The organism is Clostridium acetireducens DSM 10703, from assembly GCF_001758365.1.
Lineage (GTDB): Bacteria > Bacillota > Clostridia > Clostridiales > Clostridiaceae > Clostridium_C > Clostridium_C acetireducens.
Window position 1 is genome coordinate 20,675 of the sequence record NZ_LZFO01000017.1, and the last position, 18,678, is coordinate 39,352.

Sequence of the window (18,678 nt, forward strand, 5' to 3'; positions counted from 1 at the left end):
AAATATTAATCTCTTATTATTAGCTAACTTAACTTAGCGATTGTATAGATAGATAAAAATACTATCATAGATACAATCGCTCAAAAAAGATGCGTATTGTATCTATGGTGGCTAATATATTTGTAGTAAAATAAATTAAGCCTCGTAGATAAAACTAAGGGGCTTTTTTCTTATATCCTAGGCAAAAGTGAAAGTCCTTTAGTATATAACTAAGGGGCTTTTTTATTTTATATAAATTAATAAAAAACAATACATTTAATATAAACTGTTTAAAAGGGGCTGAAATAAATGAAAAAATCTAGAGAACAATGGGGAACTAAAATGGGGTTTATACTTGCCGCTATTGGTTCTGCTGTAGGATTGGGAAACATATGGAGATTCCCTTATGTAGCTTATTCAAATGGAGGAGGAGCTTTTTTAATACCCTACTTCTTTGCTATATTTACAGCTGGAATACCTTTATTAATTCTTGAATATGGAATGGGACACAAATTCAGAGGGTCAACACCTCTTACAATTGCAAGAGCAAATAAAAAATGGGAATGGCTTGGATGGTGGCCAATAGTCAGTTCAAGTATAATTTTGTGCTATTATTCAATGATTTTAAGTTGGTCTCTAAAATATTTAACTTTAAGCTTTACAAAGGGCTGGGGAACTGATACTAATAAATATTTTTTTAAAGACTTCTTAAAATTATCATCATCTCCTTTTGATTTTGGAGGTATAGTAATTCCAGTATTAATAGGTATAATTTTAATTTGGGCTATTAATTGGATTATATGTTACAAAGGAATAAAAAGTGGAATAGAAAAGTTAAGTAAAATAGTACTGCCAATACTATTAATAATTATGATAATTATAGTTATAAAAGGAGTAACTTTAAAAGGGGCATACTTGGGATTAAACAAATTATTTACACCAAACTGGTCAAAAGTAAAAGATCCTAAAGTTTGGATTTCAGCTTACGGACAAGTATTTTTCTCATTAAGTATAGCTACAGGAATAATGATGACTTATGCAAGTTATTTGCCCGAAAAAACAGATATAAATAACAGTGCCTTTATAACTGCTTTTGCAAATTGTGGATTTGAATTTTTGTCTGCTATTGGAGTATTTGCAATAATTGGATTTATGGCAAATACTCAAGGAGTAGGTGTTGATGAAGTTGTATCAAGTGGTATAGGACTTGCCTTTATAGTTTTCCCAAAGGTATTTTCAGTTATGGGAACTTGGGGAAATATTTTAGGAGTATTATTCTTCTCTTGTCTATTCTTTGCAGGATTAACATCTGCTGTGTCTTTAGTTGAAGCTATATCTTCATCTATAATTGACAAAATAGCATGGGAACGTAAAAAAGTAGTATCTATTATGTGTTTAGTTGGAGTTTGTATAAGCTCAGTATTTTCAACAAAAGCAGGCCTTTATTTGTTAGATATTATGGATAATTTTATAAATAATTATGGAATAGTAGTTGTAGGATTGTTAGAGGCTATCTTAGTAGGATGGATAATTAAAGCAAAAACCATTCGTAATCATACAAATTCAATTTCTTATTATAAGATAGGAAAATGGTGGGATGTAATTATTAAATATATTACACCAACTATTTTAACTTATATGTTAGGTAGTAGCATTATTACAGAAATAAGCACCCCTTATGGAGGATATGAACTATCAAGCTTATTAACATATGGTTGGAGCATAATTCTATTAGGTATTACATTAGGCGTAATAATTAGTAAAAAGCCATGGAAAGAAGATAATACCTATGAAAAAAAGGAGGCGGTTTAAATGACGCCAAGCGCAATAATATTTTTTACTATAGGAGCAACTGTACTTTGGGGCGGACTATTGTGTACCCTAACAATTGCAATAAAAAAAGAGAAAAGGTCAAATTAATTTATATAGGGAATGTGCACACTCTCCTTATTAACTAAAAATTAAAATAATAATCTTTAAAACGACTAAGTCCTAGCTTAGTCGTTTTTTAATATACTCCTACCACATAGCCATTATTCTTTCCTCTCTCTTAGCAATGTATTCTTTATATACCAACAAAATTCAAAAATTTAAAAAATTAACAAGCCTTCAAATATTATTTTTCTTTCATATTTATCTTTTTCCTCAATTTGAGACCCTAATAAATGTATTTCTTAATACTACTGATATCCAATATATCAATTCATTATTTATGATGCGGTTATATTTAAACTCTACAAAACTGCTCATCTTTTATAAAGTTGTAAATAATCCAGCCCCTTTTATAATTTCCTGCTCCCTAAACAAACTTAAGACAGCTTCATTATAATCTCTTAACTTCTGTGACTTCTTTATTTTTTTAGCATATTTTTTATTATCTGAAAATATGCTAATCATATAGCCCCATAGTTCTTTCATTCTAAACATTGCATTTCTATCTTCATTAAATAATTCTATATATTTATTCAAAATTTCATCATGAAAATCTTTTAATACTTTTTTATCTATATGAGCATTATTTTTAATTTCATTAATTATCCCTGGATTAGCTACTAGACCTCTTCCTAACATTACTGTTTTTAATTCTGGAAAAGTTTTTATTAATTTATCATAATCATCAACAGTAAAAATATCCCCATTATAACATACTGGATTGATGCTTAAAGATAATGCATCTTTAAATACCTGTAAATTAGGTTTATTTCTATAAAAATCTTCTCGGGTTCTCGGATGTATAATTAATTCTTCTAAAGGATATTTATTGTAAATTTTTATCAGCTCATAAAATTCTTCTGGACTATCTTTCCTATTCTAGTTTTTATAGAAATTTTCATATTATCCATTTTAAATATTTCATCTAAAAACCTATCAAGTTCTTCTCTTTTTGCCAAAAATCCTGAACCTCTATTTTTTGAGACAACTGTTCCAGCAGGACATCCTAAATTTAAATTAATCTCATTGTAACCTAATTGTTGTAATTTTTCAGAAATACTAATAAAACCTTTTGAATCGTTAGTAAGTATTTGAGGAACTATATTCATACCTTCATTATTTTTAGGCAAAACATCTTTTAATTCTTTAGCCTTAAAACTTATATTTTTATTTGTACCAATAAAAGGTGTAAAGTATTTATCAATGTTACCAAAAAATTTCTCATAAGAATTTCTATATATGTATCCCGTAATTCCTTCCATTGGTGCTAAGTAATATCTCATTCAATAACTCCTTTATAACTATTTTAAAAAAGATATTTAATAATCTCAACTCCATCATTATAAACACCAACTATTTCTTTTGCAATAATAATTTTAAAAATCTTTATTATGGTATGTGTAACTATTTTGTAATTATTATTTTATTTCCTATACTTTCATGGAAACCTCTACGCTGGATTGGGACAAGATCCTATGGAATATATTTTTGGCATTATCCTATTATGATTTTAAGTACACCTGTTTATGAAATAGGACATCCCTTATATTCACGTGTGTTTCTTCAGTTGGCTCTTACATGTATTATTGCAGAATTTTCGTATCGTTTTATAGAATTACCACTAAAAAAATTTGGGTTTAAAAAATACTATTTTGAAGGAAGATCCTTAAATTTATCAACCATAGTATCATTTATAGTAATTATATCACTTAATGTTGGTATTATTAGTATAACAAAAGCAAAATTAAACTCCCAAAAGTGTGAAGCATCTTCACCAGGAATAAGTAAAACTCAAATTAGCAAAAAAAATATGAGTAGGTCTAGTAAAAACAATGATACAAATTCTAATAAACAAAATTCGGTAATTTCTAATAAAAATAATAAAGAAAATTCACCAGAAGTAACTAAACGTTATACAAATATATTAGCTATTGGAGATTCTATTATGTTAGATATTGCTCCAAACCTTAATAAAAAATATAATAATATTACCATTAACGGAAAAATTGGAAGGCAGATGTGGCAAGCAATATCATTAGCTCCTAATTACACTACATTTAATGCTTCTGATAAAGTAATTATTATACAACTAGGAACAAATGGCTACTTTACAAATAAACAAATTGATGAACTGCTTGAGTCTTTCTCAAAGGCACATATCTTTTTAGTAAATACTCGTGTGCCTTGTTCATGGGAAAGTAAAGTCAATAAACTTTTAAAAGAAAAATCTGAAGAACGAGATAATGTAACCTTAATTGACTGGTATTCTCTATCTTCTAAAAATCCTGAATACTTTGAACCAGACGGTGTACATTTAAACCCTAAAGGATCCGAAGCCTTAGTAAACCTTATTAGCGAAAAATTAAAACAATAATCTAAAAAACGACTAAGTCCTAGCTTAGTCGTTTTTTATATACTCCTACCACATAAGACCTCCATCACCTTCTATATTTATTGTTTCTTTCAGTAGTATTTTTAAAAAACAGGTTCTTCCTCTTCAACTAGCTGCCTTATTAATTCTTGAATATATATACTCTTTATTAAATTGAATATCTCTAGAAGATAACTTTGAATATTGAAAAAAATCATCTAGCATTGATTTTAAAAATAAACTTTTATTATTTATTTTATCTATATAGCTTTCAAGTTCTTTTTCATCTTCATACTTTTCTTCTTTTATCATATTTAAATAACCTAATATTGAGATTAAAGGAGTTCTTAAATCATGCGAAATATTTGTTAAAAATTCTTTTCTTTTTTCATCTTCCTTTTCAAGTTCTGATGCCATATAATTTATATCTTCTGCTAATTCCCTTAATTCATTTCTATATTTTAGTTGTACTCTATGAGATAGCTGTCCTTGAGTAATGATTTTAATGGATCTCTTTATACTTAGTATATAGTTTATTCTTCATAAACTAAATAAAGTAAAAACTGCTGCTAAAATTATGGTCTTTATTTTGTTTTAGGAAATAATGCAGATATAAATAAGACTATACTCCAAATTGTAATTAAGTACGTTATAATTAAAAATCCATAGGGCATTAAAAATGCTAAATTTGCTTAATAAAACAGATAATACCATATAAACACTAAAAATAAAGGAGTTGTCAATCTTATGCATAATTTAACAATAGATTTTTTCTCTTTTTTAAAAAATAATATTCTTTTCCTTTTTTTAAAATTTACACTAAATGATATACAGTAAAATATCAATAAAAGTCCTATTAATATTGTCGCAGCAAAAAATGCTTTACTTACACTTTGTATTGTATAATATTTAAAAGGTAATGTACCAGTTTCATATTCAATCCAAAAATCCGTAACCTCCTCTGTCAAATAAAAGCCATTATCGCTATTTGTAACTATTATTAATCCATCTTTTTTTTAGGTATTATTTGATATTGAGAAGTCCATCCTTTATTACTGCCAACATGTCCTATTTCAGCACTATTATCAGGTAAAGCACTCTTAAAAGTTCCAAGTCCAGAATTTAATATTAAATCTATATTTTCACTTTTTAATATTTCTCGCCCCTTTGGCTCACCATTATTACCATCCATACTTGCTAACATAAATTTTAAGAAATCCTGTACGGTTGTTTTTAACCCTGCTGCTGATTTTTCTGTATAATTATAATTTAGTAATGCCTGGCCAAAGAATCCATATGCTTTTGATATATTAGTATCCGTAAAATCATTAGCGAAAGAGCTATGTTTCATTCCTAAAGGCATTTTTGTAACTTCTTCAATAAGTAACTGTAATACTGTATATCCGCCATCTGAATACAAATATTTGCTACCAGGCTCTATTATAATTTCTTATACATGATTCTAATCCTCCTATTAATACTAGATGTGATTAGCTTATTATCAATGGTATTTTATATAAAGCAGGAATACATAAATTTGTAACTATCTAAGTATAATCTTACCATATTACTATCTTTTATTAATATATTTTTATAACTAATTTAATGTTAAAATCTCGTTTTATTTTTTTGTATATATTCTGTATAAATATGGTATAACTCTAAAATGTAATCATTTATACATCACTTAAAAATTAAAATTAAATTTTTCGGTTTTGATATAGAAGTTAAGAGCAAAGAAAAAAGCACTCATCTACAAAGAACAGTGCTTTAGATTCTTAAATTCATATAATAAATTTTTTATTTAAAAATTTTAATCTTAATAATATAAATTGGAATTTTTAAACCAATAACAATTTGACATACTCAATTAATCTTAATAAAAAATACATTCCTAGAGATACAACTGCTGCAATCAATCCTGAACAAATTACTAATAACGCTTTTTGGTATGGGCGTTTTGCAATTTCACAACTCTTTTCAATTTGATCAAGTTTTTTTCCCTCGGCAAAAGCTATGATTTCTCTGTATGTTTGAACGTCATGAGTTTTCTTTTGCTTTTCAATGCATCTTGCATAATACATTGTAATGCAAAATAGCACTAACCAGATTGCAACTCCAATAAAACTTAAGTAAAGAAATAGTGGAACGACCAATATTCCTGTTGCCATAAGCAGTACAGTAAAAATCATACCGTCACGGTTAAATTTTTTGATGTCCTCTGTTTTAATTTCTTCTTTCATTTCCTCCAAATCTCCTTTAACTAGAATATCAAGAGAAACACCAAAGAGAGTGCTTAATAGTACCAGGCTATTTATATCAGGATAGTTCTTATCGTTTTCCCAGTTTGAAATTGTCTGACGTGTTACAAATACTTTTTCAGCCAAATCCTCCTGCGACAATTTTGAATCGAGTCTATATTTTTTTATTTGTTTACTAATGTCCACTTTGATATCCCTCCTGCTTACATTCTATCGTTCGGAGCGTGTTCATGCTATCAAACCTATTTTACATCACTACTTTTTAATATGTAAAATGGATTTTACATGCCATTTTATTCAATATTTATGTACTTTTTTACTATACTCTCCATCACCAAATCCTTATTATCCATAAACTCATAAATTGATGGTTCTATTGTTTTGTCTGGCATGAAAGATGGTGTATCTTTTTTGGATGTTTCAAAGTATTTCGTAGAGAAACTAACACATATTTTGGTGTTTGGTAATTTAAATTCTCTTACTTCTCCATAGTGGTTTGGTTTTCCCCCTGTAGGTTCTCCTACAAAAATTGCTTTAGTTTCATTTTTTAGTGTTAGAGCATTTAGTATAGCTGATGAGAAAGTTCTTCTGCCTACTATTACAAATAATCTATTTTTATTATTTATACTTCTCTTTTTTATTTCTTTTATAAAGGGATCTAATATAGATGAGCTTCCTCCTCCATTATCTCTTAAATCAATAACTAATTTTTCTGGTTTATTCTTATCTATTGATTGTAATAACTCTTTAGAGAATTGTTTAAATGGTTTCTCCTTCATTTCCATGCAAGAATTATATTTAAAATACATAGTTTTTTCATCTTTTAAATATTTGAACCAGTAATTTTCATCTTGATTTTGCATGTATAATGGCACATTTTTATTATTTTTATTTTCTTTAAGCTTTTTAACTAAATTTTCATTAATTTTCACTGATTTTACATCTACATTAAAGGTTTTATTTTCTGTATTTTGAAAAGTAAATGTAGCTTTCTCCGCAGAGTCTATAATTTTTAATCCATGAAGTATACCTGGGGTAGTTAAAACTCTAGGAACTCTATTTTTAAGTTGAGCTTCATTTTCGTGGGATATAGTTTTGCTAACTTCTTTTTCTACATCTTCTATATTCTTGCCATTAATTTTAGTTAATTTGCAATTTAATATTTCTTTATATTCAGGTAATGTATTTATTGCATATATACCTTCTTTAAACCAGTATAAGTTTATTGGAAATATCTTTTCTGTTTCAATGTAAACACTGGTATGAGCGTCATTTACAGAAGCTACAATTTCAGATATTCCAACTTTAACTTCATCATCATTAAGTTTTGCTACTTGGGTTTTTAAAGTTTCTATTTCCTTATTAAATTTATCTTTACTTAAACTAAAAAATAAATCTTTATGCTTTTTAGGAAGTTGTTTAGCTAAATATTCTATATCCTTTGTCCACTTTTCATTTCTATTATTAGGATCTGCAGCGTATTTACTTTTAAATCCTCCTAATACAGCTATTGCAGCTATTATAACAACTACTAATGATATAATTATAATTCTTAATTTTTTCATATATGCACCTCCTTAGGTTATATTACTATACTTTCTATAATTGTTAAACAGTTTTCATAAACATGAAACATATTTTACCATAATAAAATCAATTAGCAACTCTTTAAGCTTCATTTAAGAAATATCACATTTTTCATAATAAAATATAGATGCCAATATTGTTATAATAAAAAATACTATTGCAATTTCTATTGTGTATTTGTTTATAATTAATTTCATATTATTAAACTTAAGTGACATTAAGGGTACAGATGGATAGCATAAAGGAAAATAAACACTATAATCTTGATTTTGTCCTACAACTAAGTTAATTAAGGTTCCTATAATACTATATATCATAGGTAATACTAAATTTTTACTTACACTTGTTATAAATATTGCTAGTGGTGTTATGGCAAATTGAAATAACATAGAGTAAAAATATATTTTTATGTTTAACATTACAAAATTCATATCTAAAGGTTCATGATCTATGCTACATCCTGTAATAATCATAGTTATAAATTGCAAAACATAAACAATAAATATGCATGTAAATAAAGTTAGTAATTTGGCTACAAAAACTTTAGTTTTACTTATTGGATAAGAATATGTAATACAAGAAACTCTTTCTGTAAATTCTCTAGCATAAGTATAGGACGCTATTAATGTAAAAAATATTAATCCCATTACTAAAAACATCATAGCTTCTATATTCCCCATATAAATTTCCCATTCTACTATGTCTTGTCTATATAATTGACCAAATAGCATAATCAAAGGTTCCGCTACAATTCCTAATATTAATAATAAAGATATTGGCGACCTTTTTAATTTTAAAAACTCACAATAAACAGCATTATACATTGTCATTAAGAAAAGTTTTTAACTTTTTTATTGCCTATATTTTTTAGTCCTACCATTTCTAAAGTTTTCTTTACGCTATCTTTAGCTGCAAATCCGCTCATTCTTCTGTGTATTTCTAAGTTTTCTTCTGCTGTAAGATTTAAATAAAATCCAGGATAATCTACTAAACATCCTATTCTTCCATAACAATTTCTATCTAAAATCTTATTTCCAAACAACTCTATTTCACCACTACTAACTTGTAAAATTCCTAAAATCATTTTTATAGTAGTAGTTTTTCCTGCACCATTTTTACCAAGGAAACCATATATGTCCCCTTGTTTTACATTTAAATTAAGCTTGTCTACTACATTTAAATTTTTATACGTTTTGGTTAAATCATAAGTTCTAAGTATATAATTCATTAAATCACCTCTTATAAATTAAAAAAACTATGCTTTAATTATAAAACATAGTCCTTACACAACATTTACATATTCCTTAAATATTCCTTAAATATTAGGCAGATTAACTATAAATTCAGTTTTTTTATTAGGAATGCTTTTGGCAACTATAGTTCCCCCTTGCATTTCTACAAGCTTTTTAACTATTGTTAGACCTAAACCGCTACCTTGAAAACTTTTATTTCTTGATTTTTCTAAAGTATATAACCTTTGAAATATTAAAGATAAATCTTCTTTTGATATTCCTTTTCCTTCATCCCAAACTGTTATTTGCACATTTTTTTCATTACATATTAAATTAACCCCTATATTTTTTCCATCACAGCCATACTTAATTGCATTGGATATAAGATTATTAAGAATTCGCTCTATTGCCTTTTTATCCCCCATTATATACACATCTTCATTAGGCATATCTATAATAGGATTTATATTTTCATTATTAAAGTCATTATAAAATAAAATTACATTTTGTCTTATAACTTCTGATAAATTAACTTTTTCTCTCTTTAGCTCAATATCATTGGTTTCCAATTTTGATAACTGAAAAAATTCATTCATTAAGTTTCTTAAACTATTGCCTTTACTTTCAATTATATTTAGATATTCTTCTTTTTCTTTTTCACTTAAGTTCTTATTAGATTTTATAAATTCTATATAGCCTAATAAAGAAGTTAAAGGTGTTCTTAAATCATGGGATATATTAGTTATCATTTTCTTTCTTTCAAATTCATATTCTTTATTCAATTTATGTGTATTTTGAAACTTGTCCAATAAATTATTAATGCTTTCTATTAAGTTTTTCACATTTTTATTACAATTTTGCATTCTTATTCTTATATTAAAATTTCCCTGTTCAATACCTTTTAGGGCTCTGCAAATATCATAAATTTTTTTATTTAAATTTACAATAATCATTAATAATACTAATATAATTATCAAAAGTACTTTTTCAGTCAAATTACATCACCCCTAATTTATATCCAATACCCCACACAGTTACTATATATTCCGGTTTATTAGGGTTGTCCTCTATTTTGTTTCTAAGTCGTCTTATATGAACCATTACTGTATTATCTTCTCCCATATATTCCTCTTTCCAAACATTTTCGAATATCTGTACTTTTGTAAATACCCTATTAGGATTTGTGAAAAATAGCTTTAATAAATCAAATTCCTTTGCAGTAAGAGTTATTTTTTCTCCCTGTTTATAGGCACAATAATTATTTAAATCTAAAGTTACATTTCCTCTCTTTATTATGCTTTCCTCTTTATCACCTAAGCTAAATTTAGTATATCTTCTAAGATGAGATTTAACTCTAGCCACTAACTCTCCTACAAAAAATGGCTTTACTATATAATCATCTGCTCCTAATCCAAGACCTGTTATTCTATCTAATTCCTCTCCTTTAGCAGATAATATAATAATAGGAATCACACTTTCTTCCCTTATTTTTTTCATAACTTCTATACCATCTACAAAAGGAAGCATTATATCTAAAATTATAATGGAACAATTATTAGATTTATATTTAGCAAATCCATCCATGCCATCAAAGGCTTGTACAACACTAAATCCTTCTTTGGTTAAAGCTTCTTTTACTAAATTATTTATGTCTTTATCATCTTCAATTATTAAAACTTGTGTATTATCCATATAAAATGTCTCCCTATTTTATGTGTTTATTATTATTCCATTCATGCTTTAATATGCCATACAAATACATATCATATTTTTTACCATCTCTTATTATAAATTCCCTATGGGTTCCCTCTTTTATAAATCCTAATTTTTCATATAAACTTATAGCTTTAGTGTTATATTCTAATACATTTAAATATATTCTGTTAAAGTTAAGTTCCTCAAATCCAAATTCCATAGTTAAATATAAAGCTTCTTCCCCTATACCCTGTCCTCTATAATTTTCATTTCCTATGCCTATATATATTAAAGCATTTCTATTATTCCAAAGTATATTTTCAAAGCCTGTAACTCCTATAAATTTATTATTTTTAATAGTACGAATAGCAAAAATGTATTTATCAGTTGACTTTCTAACATCTTCTATCATTTCTAAAACATCTTCACTACTTTTAGGAGCTGCACTTATTACATCATAATATCTCATGAATTCTGTGTTGTTATACCATTTAGTAAATTCATTAATGTCTTGCTTTTCAATAGCTGTAAGTCTTATATTTTTACCTTCTAATAACTTTTTCATAAATCCCCATAACCTTTCATAAATTAATTTTTTACACACATTGTAAGCAATTAAAAATAAACTTTTTTTCTAGTTTAAATGGTTGATAGGATAACTTAGCTTTTCTAAGTCCTTCAATTCCCAAATCTTGCTCTCTATTTATTATTTTAACATCATTAAAACACTTGTCTATAAAGGTTTTATTAATAAAGCTGTATACTCCTTTGTAATTTACGTCCCCTTTTTCTATATGAATAACTGCTAAATCCTTATTAAGTTTTTGTCCTATACTAAATGCCACTACTTTATTATCTACATAAACTGCTATGCCTTTTAAATCTAATAGTTGAAAATTATTTAAAATATCTTTAATTGCAATTGTCTCATAATACAAAAATTTATCTTTATTATCATTTTCCCTATACCAATTTTCTGATGTTTCTATTACATCATTTTTAACAGTTTCGTTACTAATATCTTTTACTTCATAATCATATTTTTTTACAAATGAATTATAATGATTTTTCTTATTATGAAGCTTTTTACCTGAAAGTTTAGATAATTTTTCTGCCTCATATAAATAGTCGAAATTATCCCTGTCTTCCTTTATACAGACATTTTTCTCATACTCACAAGCAAAGCACTTAATCTTTTCTACAAAAGATTCATCTAGATCTTTAAACATGTATTTCATATTATTTTTTATTTTGTATTCTTTTAATTTAATGAGAATTTCTTTTAAATCCTCATCTTTATATCCTAAAGGAGTCATAAAATAATAATCTCCATTAAAATCTTGCTTTTTTATAATTAATGCATCTTTATATATTGTATACTGAACATCACAGGCATCTTTCCAAATATATAAAGTAGTAAAAGCATATTCACAACTTAAAAATTTATAAGGATATATATATTTATCAAATAGTTTTTTATCTTCTAATGTAATTTTTTTAAAATTCATTTTATCAACCTTCCTTTAATAATAATTGATGTTATTTAATTATTATTATACTTTATTTTCGTTAAATTTGTATACTATTTATTTAATATTTGCAAATTATTAATTTTTATAAAAAAAGTGAACATCTCAAAATTGAATTTTAAGATATTCACTTAATATTTAAAGTATTATTCCAAAGGTTCTCCTTTAAAGTTTTCATATTTTGGCTTATTTTTAGGTTCACCTTGATTATTTTGAAGGTTGTGAAGCTTTTGTCTTCTTTTTCCTTTTCTTTGTTCATCATCAGGATGCTTTCCCATATAAATCTTCCTTTCTTTAATGTTTTATATAGATTTATTATGTCTCTAATAGGGAAGTATATTTATATGAATTAAATCATTTTAGATTTATTGATATATATTTTCTGTTAAATATTTTTACATTAATTAATTTGATATATAAAATTAAAGTATTGGTATACTTAGGAATTTAAATTATAATTACATAAAGAGGTGATTTAAATGAAAAATACTAAAAAAGAAAACTGGGATAAAAATAAAGTTAAATCCCTTAATTTAAAAGATAAACTAACACCTATGCAATATGAAGTAACACAAAATGATAAAACTGAACCACCTTTTCAAAATGAATACTGGGATAATCACGAGGAAGGTATATACGTAGATATTGTAAGTGGAGAACCTTTATTTTCTTCAAAAGACAAGTTTGATTCTGGTTGTGGATGGCCTAGTTTTGCAAAGCCTTTAAAAGATACATCTCTATCAAAAAAGACAGACTTATCTCATAATATGTATAGAACAGAAGTCCGCTCTACTAATTCAAATAGTCATTTAGGTCACGTATTTGATGATGGTCCTAAAGATAAAGGTGGATTAAGATATTGCATAAACTCTGCTTCTTTAAGATTTATACCAAAAGAAAAAATGGAAGTTGAAGGGTATGGGGAATATTTGAGATTATTTAAATAATATATAATTGATACCATATTTGCAAACTTACTAACTAAAAAATATAAAAATAAAAATCCACTAGCTTAATTAATGGATTTTTATTGCATATTTTTTAGTAAATATAATCTTACTAATATAACAACTGTTTTTATGTAATTTTTTATAACTTTATTTGTATAATCCAAATCCAGTTATAACTAATATGTCCCAATCACTTTCTTCGTTATTAACCCAATTATGTGTAATGTTAAGTTCTTTTAACCATGCATTAAGGCCAGAACTTTTTTTACTTGCATTTGGTGATTGTCTTCCAAATATATCTTTTATAAGTTCAAGTAATTCTTTTTGTTCTTGTTGTCCTAATTCTTCATTTAACATTTCCTCTATAGCTTCTTTACATTCTGCATAACATCTATAATCTTCGGAATACAATTCATTAGCTAACACTTGTCTTTTGTTATTTAATTCATCTCTTACAGAATCAATTTCTTCTACATTTGATAAGTATTTTCTTGCAATATTCATAGCTGCTATATCAGTGTCTAATCTCTTTATTGATTTTTCTAATTTTTCATTTTTCATTTTTAATATTCTCACTTTACTTTTTATTTTGTCTTCTTTTGACAATATTACACTGGACTTAATATAACACAATAATATTACTTTAGCAATTATATTTACTTAATTCTTTTTTTACGCAATTTCCAATTCCCTAAAACATTGATTTGACTTACTTAATAACCTATAGTAAAATATATAATTGTAAAAAACATAATACAGACAGTTCGTAACCATCCTGTCTATAAACAAAACTAGGACGTAACTACCGACTTAGCTTAGGTAGTTTTTTGTTTAAGGGCAGTTTATGCCCTTTTTTATTTGCATAAATTTATAAGTCTTAAGTTTTATTTATGTTTTCTACTCTTTATAAACTAAAAATAAGGAGGAAGCATAATGGAAAAAATAGGATTAACAACTACAGTACCTGTGGAAGTTTTAATTGCAGCAGGATATACACCTGTTGATTTAAATAATATTTTTATTACATCTGATGACTACTCAAAATACATAGATATAGCCGAAAAAGATGGATTTCCTAAAAGTTTATGTGCTTGGATAAAAGGAATATATGGAGCTTGTCTATGCAATAATATTAATGAAATAGTTGGAGTTATGGAGGGAGATTGTTCCAATACAAAAGCTCTTATTGAAGTTTTAAAATTAAAAGGAATTAAGGTTTACCCTTTCTCTTTTCCTAATAGCCATAAAAAAGAAGATGTAAAAAATGAAATAATTAAATTTATGAATTTATTTAATGTATCTTTTGAAAAGGTTGAATGTATTAGAAAGAAATTAAATAAAATTAGAGATTTATCTAAAGAAATTGATGAATTAACCTACAAGTCTAACAAAGCCACTGGTTTTGAAAACCATTTATACCAAGTAAGTTTAAGTGACTTTAATAGTGATATAAATAATTTTGAAACTACTCTTAAAAATGCTATTAATGATATCAAAAATAGAAAACCCAATACCCCTAAAATTAGATTAGGATATATTGGTGTTCCCCCTATGACAGCAGATATATATAGTTTTGTTGAAAAATTCAGTGCTAGTTTTGTATACAATGAAGTTCAAAGGGAATTTGCTTTTCCTAGAGCTATTGAAGCATTGGATATTTTTGAACAATATTATGATTATACCTACCCTTATGATATTCAATTTAGAATTAAGGAATTAAAAAAACAAATTAAAGAAAGAAAATTAGATGCTATTATTCATTATACTCAAGCATTTTGTCATAGAGCTGTAGATGATATAGTTTTAAAACAAGCTTTAGATATTCCTATTTTAAATATTGAAGGTGACAAACTAAATAAATTAGATGCAAGAACTAAGCTTAGATTGGAAGCTTTTATTGATATGTTATTAGATTTAAAGGAGGCTGAAAAATGCTAACTTTAGGTATTGATTTAGGAAGCAGAGAAGTAAAAATTGTTTTAATGGAAAATAACAAAATAGTTACTAAGAAAAAAGTAAGTACTGTTAGTTTTTATAGAGATTACTGTACATTTGATGGCAAAGTTATTGTAGATTTAGCTAAATTAAATATAGGAAAAGTTTCAAGGGCTGTATCTACAGGTTATGGTAGAAATAATACTGATTTAAAATTGTTTACTCCTATAAATGAAATAAAGGCTCATGTGTATGGAGCAATGTATCAAACAGGATTAAAGGATTTTATACTTTTAGATATAGGTGGACAAGATGTTAAAGTAGTTAAGGTGGAAAAAGGCATTACTACTGATTTAGAACTTAATGAAAAGTGTGCCGCTTCTTGTGGAAGATATTTAGAAAACATGGCTAATGTACTTGAAGTTTCAGTGGAAGAAATGAGCAAGCATTATGAAAATCCCATAGAATTAAACTCAACTTGTGCTGTATTTTCCGAATCAGAACTAATTGGAAAAATAGCTGAAGGAATACCTACAAAAACATTATGTGCCAGTGTTAACTACTCTTTATACAAAAGACTCCATCCCCTTTTAAATAAATTTAAGGGAAATAAATTAGTTTTAACTGGTGGAGTTGCTAATAATACTGCAATACAAACTTATCTTAAGAAAGATTATGAATATATAATATCCGCTAAAGAACCAGAGTTTAATGGAGCCATTGGATGTTGTTATTATGGCAATAATTTTTCAAAATAATAGGAGGATTTTATATGTATATTTTAAAAACAGAACATAGCTTTGATAGTGCTCATTTTCTTGCAGGGTATAAAGGAAAGTGTAGTAACATTCATGGTCATAGATGGAAAGTTGAAGTTGAAATAAAGTCACCTACTCTAGTAGAAGGTGGACAACTTGATGGTATGGTAATTGATTTTGGTGATTTTAAAAAAGACGTTAAAGAAATGATAGATTGTTATGATCACGCATTAATTATACAAAAGGATACTATGAGAAATGAAACATTAAATTATATAAAAGAAGATGGTTTTAAAGTTATAGAAGTTGATTTCAGACCTACTGCTGAAAATTTCGCTAAGTTTTTCTTCGAAATTATGAAAAGCAAAGGATATAAAGTGCATAGAACCACAGTATTTGAAACCCCTACTAACAGTGCTATGTATGAGGAGGTAATTTAATTGAATTTTAAAGTAGTAGAAAAGTTTGTAAGCATTAACGGTGAAGGTACTTTAGCAGGACAATTAGCTGTATTTATAAGATTTGCAGGATGTAATTTAAACTGTAGTTATTGCGATACAACTTGGGCCAATGAAAAAGATGTATGTTATGAGCTAAATACTGCAGAAGACATATATAACTATATAAAATCTACAGGAGTTAGAAATGTAACTTTAACTGGCGGAGAACCCCTACTTCAAAAGGGAATAATTGATTTGTTAAAATTACTTTCTAAACACAAAGAAATCCATGTTGAAATAGAAACTAATGGTAGTGTTCTATTAGATGAGTTTTTAGCTATAGAAAATCCACATAGCTTTACTATGGATTATAAATTACCTTCAAGTAATATGGAATCAAAAATGCTTTTAGATAATTTTAAATACTTAACTAAAAAAGACACTGTAAAATTTGTATCTGGTTCTATAGAAGATTTAGAAAAAGCTAAGTATATAATAGACACTTATAAACTTACAGAAAGAACCAATGTATATATTAGTCCTGTATTTGGACAAATTTCCTTAGACTCTATAGTAGAATTTATGAAATGTAATAATATGAATGGAGTTAATATGCAAATTCAACTTCATAAAATTATTTGGAATCCTAATAAAAGAGGTGTTTAATATGGCAATAGATACTAAAGCAATTCAAGAGCATATCAAGGGTATTTTAATAGCTTTAGGTGACGATCCTAACCGTGAAGGACTTAAAGATACTCCTAAACGTGTTGCAAAAATGTATGAGGAAGTTTTTGAAGGAATGAATTACACCAATGATGAAATTTCCGAAATGTTTAACAAAACCTTTGAAGACGATTTGTCTATAGAAGAAAATAATAAAGATATGGTTTTAATGAAGAATATAGAAATATTTAGTCATTGCGAACATCATTTAGCTTTAATGTACAATATGAAAGTTACAGTAGCTTACGTTCCTAATAAGAAAGTAATTGGATTAAGTAAAATAGCCAGAATTGCTGATATGGTAGGTAAAAGGCTTCAACTTCAAGAAAGAATAGGTTCTGATATAGCAGAAATTATTCAAAAAATAACTGGTTCAAAAGATGTAGCTGTTATTATAGAAGCTGAGCATGGATGCATGACTACTAGAGGAATAAAAAAACCTGGTACAAAAACTCTTTCAACTACTTTAAAAGGAAGATTTAATACAGATGTTATTTTAAATAATAAATTAATGATGCTTTATAAATAAAAGGATGGTGTTAAATATGAATAAAGAAAAAGCTGTAGTAGTATTTAGTGGTGGACAAGACAGTACAACTTGTTTATTTTGGGCAAAGAAAAGATTTAAAGAAGTTATAGCAGTATCTTTTGACTATAATCAAAAACATAAATTAGAATTACAATGTGCTAAGGATATTTGTAAAAAATATAATGTGGAGCACCATATTTTAGACTTAAATTTACTAAATCAATTAGCTCCAAATTCATTAACAAGACAAGACATAAAAGTTGATAAATCCTCTCCTGAAAATGGAGTTCCTAATTCTTTTGTAGATGGTAGAAACATGTTATTTCTAAGCTTTGTAGCAGTATTTGCAAAACAAAGAGGAATAAATACGATTATAACTGGAGTATCTCAAAGTGATTTTAGCGGATATCCAGATTGCAGAGATGTGTTTATAAAATCCTTAAATGTTACTTTAAATTTAGCTATGGATTATGAATTTGAAGTTCTTACACCTTTAATGTGGATTGATAAAGCAGAAACTTGGAAAATGGCTTATGATTTAGGTGTTTTAGATATAGTTAAAAATGAAACTTTAACTTGTTACAATGGAATAAAAGGCAATGGCTGCGGAGATTGCCCTTCTTGTAAGTTAAGAAAAAATGGATATTTGAAATTTAAAAAAACTTATTTATAGAAAATAGTGCTGATGAAAATCTAATATTTGATTTTGCATCAGCACTATTTTATGATTTCAGAAATTCTTACATATAAATCA

The 18,678-nt window shown here is 26.6% G+C and carries 22 protein-coding genes and 2 pseudogenes; 10 read left to right on the forward strand and 14 right to left on the reverse strand.

Annotated elements, in window-relative coordinates; genetic code table 11:
• Positions 1–288 precede the first annotated feature (288 nt).
• Positions 289–1,791 carry a sodium-dependent transporter gene (locus tag CLOACE_RS06815; RefSeq protein WP_070110357.1) on the forward strand — a complete coding sequence of 501 codons (1,503 nt, stop codon included), beginning with the start codon at positions 289–291 and terminating at the stop codon, positions 1,789–1,791.
• Positions 1,792–1,899 carry a MetS family NSS transporter small subunit gene (locus CLOACE_RS11650; RefSeq protein WP_139141314.1) on the forward strand — a complete coding sequence of 36 codons (108 nt, stop codon included), beginning with the start codon at positions 1,792–1,794 and terminating at the stop codon, positions 1,897–1,899.
• A gap of 333 nt (positions 1,900–2,232) precedes the next feature.
• On the opposite strand, the pseudogene CLOACE_RS06820 reads toward CLOACE_RS11650, so the two are convergent.
• Positions 2,233–3,194, reverse strand: a pseudogene (locus CLOACE_RS06820) (tRNA dihydrouridine synthase).
• Between the two features lie 221 nt (positions 3,195–3,415).
• Here CLOACE_RS06820 and CLOACE_RS06825 point away from each other — a divergent pair.
• Entirely contained in the window at positions 3,416–4,285 is an 870-nt protein-coding gene (locus CLOACE_RS06825; protein ID WP_175429445.1) for an SGNH/GDSL hydrolase family protein, read from the forward strand.
• 123 nt (positions 4,286–4,408) lie between these two features.
• Here CLOACE_RS06825 and CLOACE_RS06830 read toward each other — a convergent pair whose 3' ends face one another.
• The 12 genes and pseudogenes from CLOACE_RS06830 to CLOACE_RS12040 all read right to left on the reverse strand — a co-directional run bounded on the left by CLOACE_RS06830 (position 4,409) and on the right by CLOACE_RS12040 (position 12,864).
• Complete coding sequence (locus CLOACE_RS06830; RefSeq protein WP_070110358.1) at positions 4,409–4,699, reverse strand: sensor histidine kinase; 291 nt, start codon at positions 4,697–4,699, stop codon at positions 4,409–4,411.
• 42 nt (positions 4,700–4,741) lie between these two features.
• Positions 4,742–4,819: pseudogene (locus CLOACE_RS12090) on the reverse strand (hypothetical protein); the annotation flags it as partial.
• 463 nt (positions 4,820–5,282) lie between these two features.
• Positions 5,283–5,729, reverse strand: coding sequence for a serine hydrolase (locus CLOACE_RS06835; protein WP_139141315.1), 447 nt, complete (start codon positions 5,727–5,729; stop codon positions 5,283–5,285).
• A gap of 394 nt (positions 5,730–6,123) precedes the next feature.
• Complete coding sequence (locus CLOACE_RS06840; protein ID WP_070110360.1) at positions 6,124–6,729, reverse strand: helix-turn-helix domain-containing protein; 606 nt, start codon at positions 6,727–6,729, stop codon at positions 6,124–6,126.
• A 107-nt stretch (positions 6,730–6,836) separates the two neighbouring features.
• Complete coding sequence (locus tag CLOACE_RS06845; RefSeq protein WP_070110361.1) at positions 6,837–8,108, reverse strand: S41 family peptidase; 1,272 nt, start codon at positions 8,106–8,108, stop codon at positions 6,837–6,839.
• A 114-nt stretch (positions 8,109–8,222) separates the two neighbouring features.
• Positions 8,223–8,960: an ABC transporter permease gene (locus tag CLOACE_RS06850; protein WP_070110362.1), complete on the reverse strand. Its 738-nt coding sequence runs from the start codon at positions 8,958–8,960 to the stop codon at positions 8,223–8,225.
• Positions 8,960–9,358, reverse strand: a complete 399-nt coding sequence (locus tag CLOACE_RS06855; RefSeq protein WP_070110363.1) for an ATP-binding cassette domain-containing protein — start codon at positions 9,356–9,358, stop codon at positions 8,960–8,962. Before CLOACE_RS06855 ends, CLOACE_RS06850 begins: the two co-directional genes overlap by 1 nt.
• 87 nt (positions 9,359–9,445) lie before the next feature.
• A complete protein-coding gene (locus CLOACE_RS06860) occupies positions 9,446–10,357 on the reverse strand; it encodes a sensor histidine kinase (RefSeq protein ID WP_101495400.1) in 912 nt (303 codons plus the stop codon).
• Position 10,358: 1 nt separating this feature from the next.
• Positions 10,359–11,054: a response regulator transcription factor gene (locus CLOACE_RS06865; RefSeq protein WP_070110364.1), complete on the reverse strand. Its 696-nt coding sequence runs from the start codon at positions 11,052–11,054 to the stop codon at positions 10,359–10,361.
• Positions 11,055–11,067: 13 nt separating this feature from the next.
• Positions 11,068–11,622 carry a GNAT family N-acetyltransferase gene (locus CLOACE_RS06870; RefSeq protein ID WP_070110365.1) on the reverse strand — a complete coding sequence of 185 codons (555 nt, stop codon included), beginning with the start codon at positions 11,620–11,622 and terminating at the stop codon, positions 11,068–11,070.
• Between the two features lie 31 nt (positions 11,623–11,653).
• Complete coding sequence (locus CLOACE_RS06875) at positions 11,654–12,565, reverse strand: DUF2156 domain-containing protein (RefSeq protein ID WP_070110366.1); 912 nt, start codon at positions 12,563–12,565, stop codon at positions 11,654–11,656.
• A gap of 167 nt (positions 12,566–12,732) precedes the next feature.
• Positions 12,733–12,864: a clostri-philic family protein gene (locus CLOACE_RS12040; RefSeq protein ID WP_278287459.1), complete on the reverse strand. Its 132-nt coding sequence runs from the start codon at positions 12,862–12,864 to the stop codon at positions 12,733–12,735.
• Positions 12,865–13,065: 201 nt separating this feature from the next.
• Here CLOACE_RS12040 and msrB point away from each other — a divergent pair, with 201 nt between their 5' ends.
• Positions 13,066–13,533 carry a peptide-methionine (R)-S-oxide reductase MsrB gene (gene msrB, locus CLOACE_RS06880; protein ID WP_070110367.1) on the forward strand — a complete coding sequence of 156 codons (468 nt, stop codon included), beginning with the start codon at positions 13,066–13,068 and terminating at the stop codon, positions 13,531–13,533.
• 150 nt (positions 13,534–13,683) lie between these two features.
• Here msrB and CLOACE_RS06885 read toward each other — a convergent pair whose 3' ends face one another.
• The gene (locus CLOACE_RS06885; protein WP_070110368.1) at positions 13,684–14,097 is read right to left on the reverse strand and encodes a hypothetical protein; all 414 of its coding nucleotides are present in this window, start codon (positions 14,095–14,097) and stop codon (positions 13,684–13,686) included.
• A 372-nt stretch (positions 14,098–14,469) separates the two neighbouring features.
• Here CLOACE_RS06885 and CLOACE_RS06890 point away from each other — a divergent pair, with 372 nt between their 5' ends.
• Genes CLOACE_RS06890 through queC form a run of 6 tightly spaced genes read left to right on the forward strand, consistent with a single transcriptional unit; the run spans position 14,470 to position 18,597 of the window.
• Positions 14,470–15,474 carry a 2-hydroxyacyl-CoA dehydratase family protein gene (locus CLOACE_RS06890; RefSeq protein ID WP_070110369.1) on the forward strand — a complete coding sequence of 335 codons (1,005 nt, stop codon included), beginning with the start codon at positions 14,470–14,472 and terminating at the stop codon, positions 15,472–15,474.
• The gene (locus tag CLOACE_RS06895; protein WP_070110370.1) at positions 15,468–16,229 is read left to right on the forward strand and encodes an acyl-CoA dehydratase activase; all 762 of its coding nucleotides are present in this window, start codon (positions 15,468–15,470) and stop codon (positions 16,227–16,229) included. The genes CLOACE_RS06890 and CLOACE_RS06895 overlap by 7 nt, the downstream gene beginning before the upstream one ends.
• 14 nt (positions 16,230–16,243) lie before the next feature.
• Positions 16,244–16,669 carry a 6-carboxytetrahydropterin synthase QueD gene (gene queD, locus CLOACE_RS06900; protein ID WP_070110371.1) on the forward strand — a complete coding sequence of 142 codons (426 nt, stop codon included), beginning with the start codon at positions 16,244–16,246 and terminating at the stop codon, positions 16,667–16,669.
• Positions 16,670–17,335, forward strand: a complete 666-nt coding sequence (gene queE / locus CLOACE_RS06905; protein WP_070110372.1) for a putative 7-carboxy-7-deazaguanine synthase QueE — start codon at positions 16,670–16,672, stop codon at positions 17,333–17,335.
• A 1-nt stretch (position 17,336) separates the two neighbouring features.
• Complete coding sequence (gene folE / locus CLOACE_RS06910; protein WP_070110373.1) at positions 17,337–17,924, forward strand: GTP cyclohydrolase I FolE; 588 nt, start codon at positions 17,337–17,339, stop codon at positions 17,922–17,924.
• Between the two features lie 4 nt (positions 17,925–17,928).
• Positions 17,929–18,597: a 7-cyano-7-deazaguanine synthase QueC gene (queC, locus tag CLOACE_RS06915; RefSeq protein WP_175429446.1), complete on the forward strand. Its 669-nt coding sequence runs from the start codon at positions 17,929–17,931 to the stop codon at positions 18,595–18,597.
• Positions 18,598–18,678 lie beyond the last annotated feature (81 nt).

What these genes read in the sequence shown, in the direction of transcription:
- CLOACE_RS06815 (WP_070110357.1), top strand. Translation starts at nt 289, where the DNA reads ATGAAAAAATCTAGAGAACAATGGGGAACTAAAATGGGGTTTATACTT.
- CLOACE_RS11650 (WP_139141314.1), top strand. Translation starts at nt 1,792, where the DNA reads ATGACGCCAAGCGCAATAATATTTTTTACTATAGGAGCAACTGTACTT.
- CLOACE_RS06825 (WP_175429445.1), top strand. Translation starts at nt 3,416, where the DNA reads ATGATTTTAAGTACACCTGTTTATGAAATAGGACATCCCTTATATTCA.
- CLOACE_RS06830 (WP_070110358.1), bottom strand. Translation starts at nt 4,699, where the DNA reads ATGGCATCAGAACTTGAAAAGGAAGATGAAAAAAGAAAAGAATTTTTA.
- CLOACE_RS06845 (WP_070110361.1), bottom strand. Translation starts at nt 8,108, where the DNA reads ATGAAAAAATTAAGAATTATAATTATATCATTAGTAGTTGTTATAATA.
- CLOACE_RS06850 (WP_070110362.1), bottom strand. Translation starts at nt 8,960, where the DNA reads ATGACAATGTATAATGCTGTTTATTGTGAGTTTTTAAAATTAAAAAGG.
- CLOACE_RS06855 (WP_070110363.1), bottom strand. Translation starts at nt 9,358, where the DNA reads ATGAATTATATACTTAGAACTTATGATTTAACCAAAACGTATAAAAAT.
- CLOACE_RS06865 (WP_070110364.1), bottom strand. Translation starts at nt 11,054, where the DNA reads ATGGATAATACACAAGTTTTAATAATTGAAGATGATAAAGACATAAAT.
- CLOACE_RS06870 (WP_070110365.1), bottom strand. Translation starts at nt 11,622, where the DNA reads ATGAAAAAGTTATTAGAAGGTAAAAATATAAGACTTACAGCTATTGAA.
- CLOACE_RS06875 (WP_070110366.1), bottom strand. Translation starts at nt 12,565, where the DNA reads ATGAATTTTAAAAAAATTACATTAGAAGATAAAAAACTATTTGATAAA.
- CLOACE_RS12040 (WP_278287459.1), bottom strand. Translation starts at nt 12,864, where the DNA reads ATGGGAAAGCATCCTGATGATGAACAAAGAAAAGGAAAAAGAAGACAA.
- msrB (WP_070110367.1), top strand. Translation starts at nt 13,066, where the DNA reads ATGAAAAATACTAAAAAAGAAAACTGGGATAAAAATAAAGTTAAATCC.
- CLOACE_RS06885 (WP_070110368.1), bottom strand. Translation starts at nt 14,097, where the DNA reads ATGAAAAATGAAAAATTAGAAAAATCAATAAAGAGATTAGACACTGAT.
- CLOACE_RS06890 (WP_070110369.1), top strand. Translation starts at nt 14,470, where the DNA reads ATGGAAAAAATAGGATTAACAACTACAGTACCTGTGGAAGTTTTAATT.
- CLOACE_RS06895 (WP_070110370.1), top strand. Translation starts at nt 15,468, where the DNA reads ATGCTAACTTTAGGTATTGATTTAGGAAGCAGAGAAGTAAAAATTGTT.
- queD (WP_070110371.1), top strand. Translation starts at nt 16,244, where the DNA reads ATGTATATTTTAAAAACAGAACATAGCTTTGATAGTGCTCATTTTCTT.
- folE (WP_070110373.1), top strand. Translation starts at nt 17,337, where the DNA reads ATGGCAATAGATACTAAAGCAATTCAAGAGCATATCAAGGGTATTTTA.
- queC (WP_175429446.1), top strand. Translation starts at nt 17,929, where the DNA reads ATGGTGTTAAATATGAATAAAGAAAAAGCTGTAGTAGTATTTAGTGGT.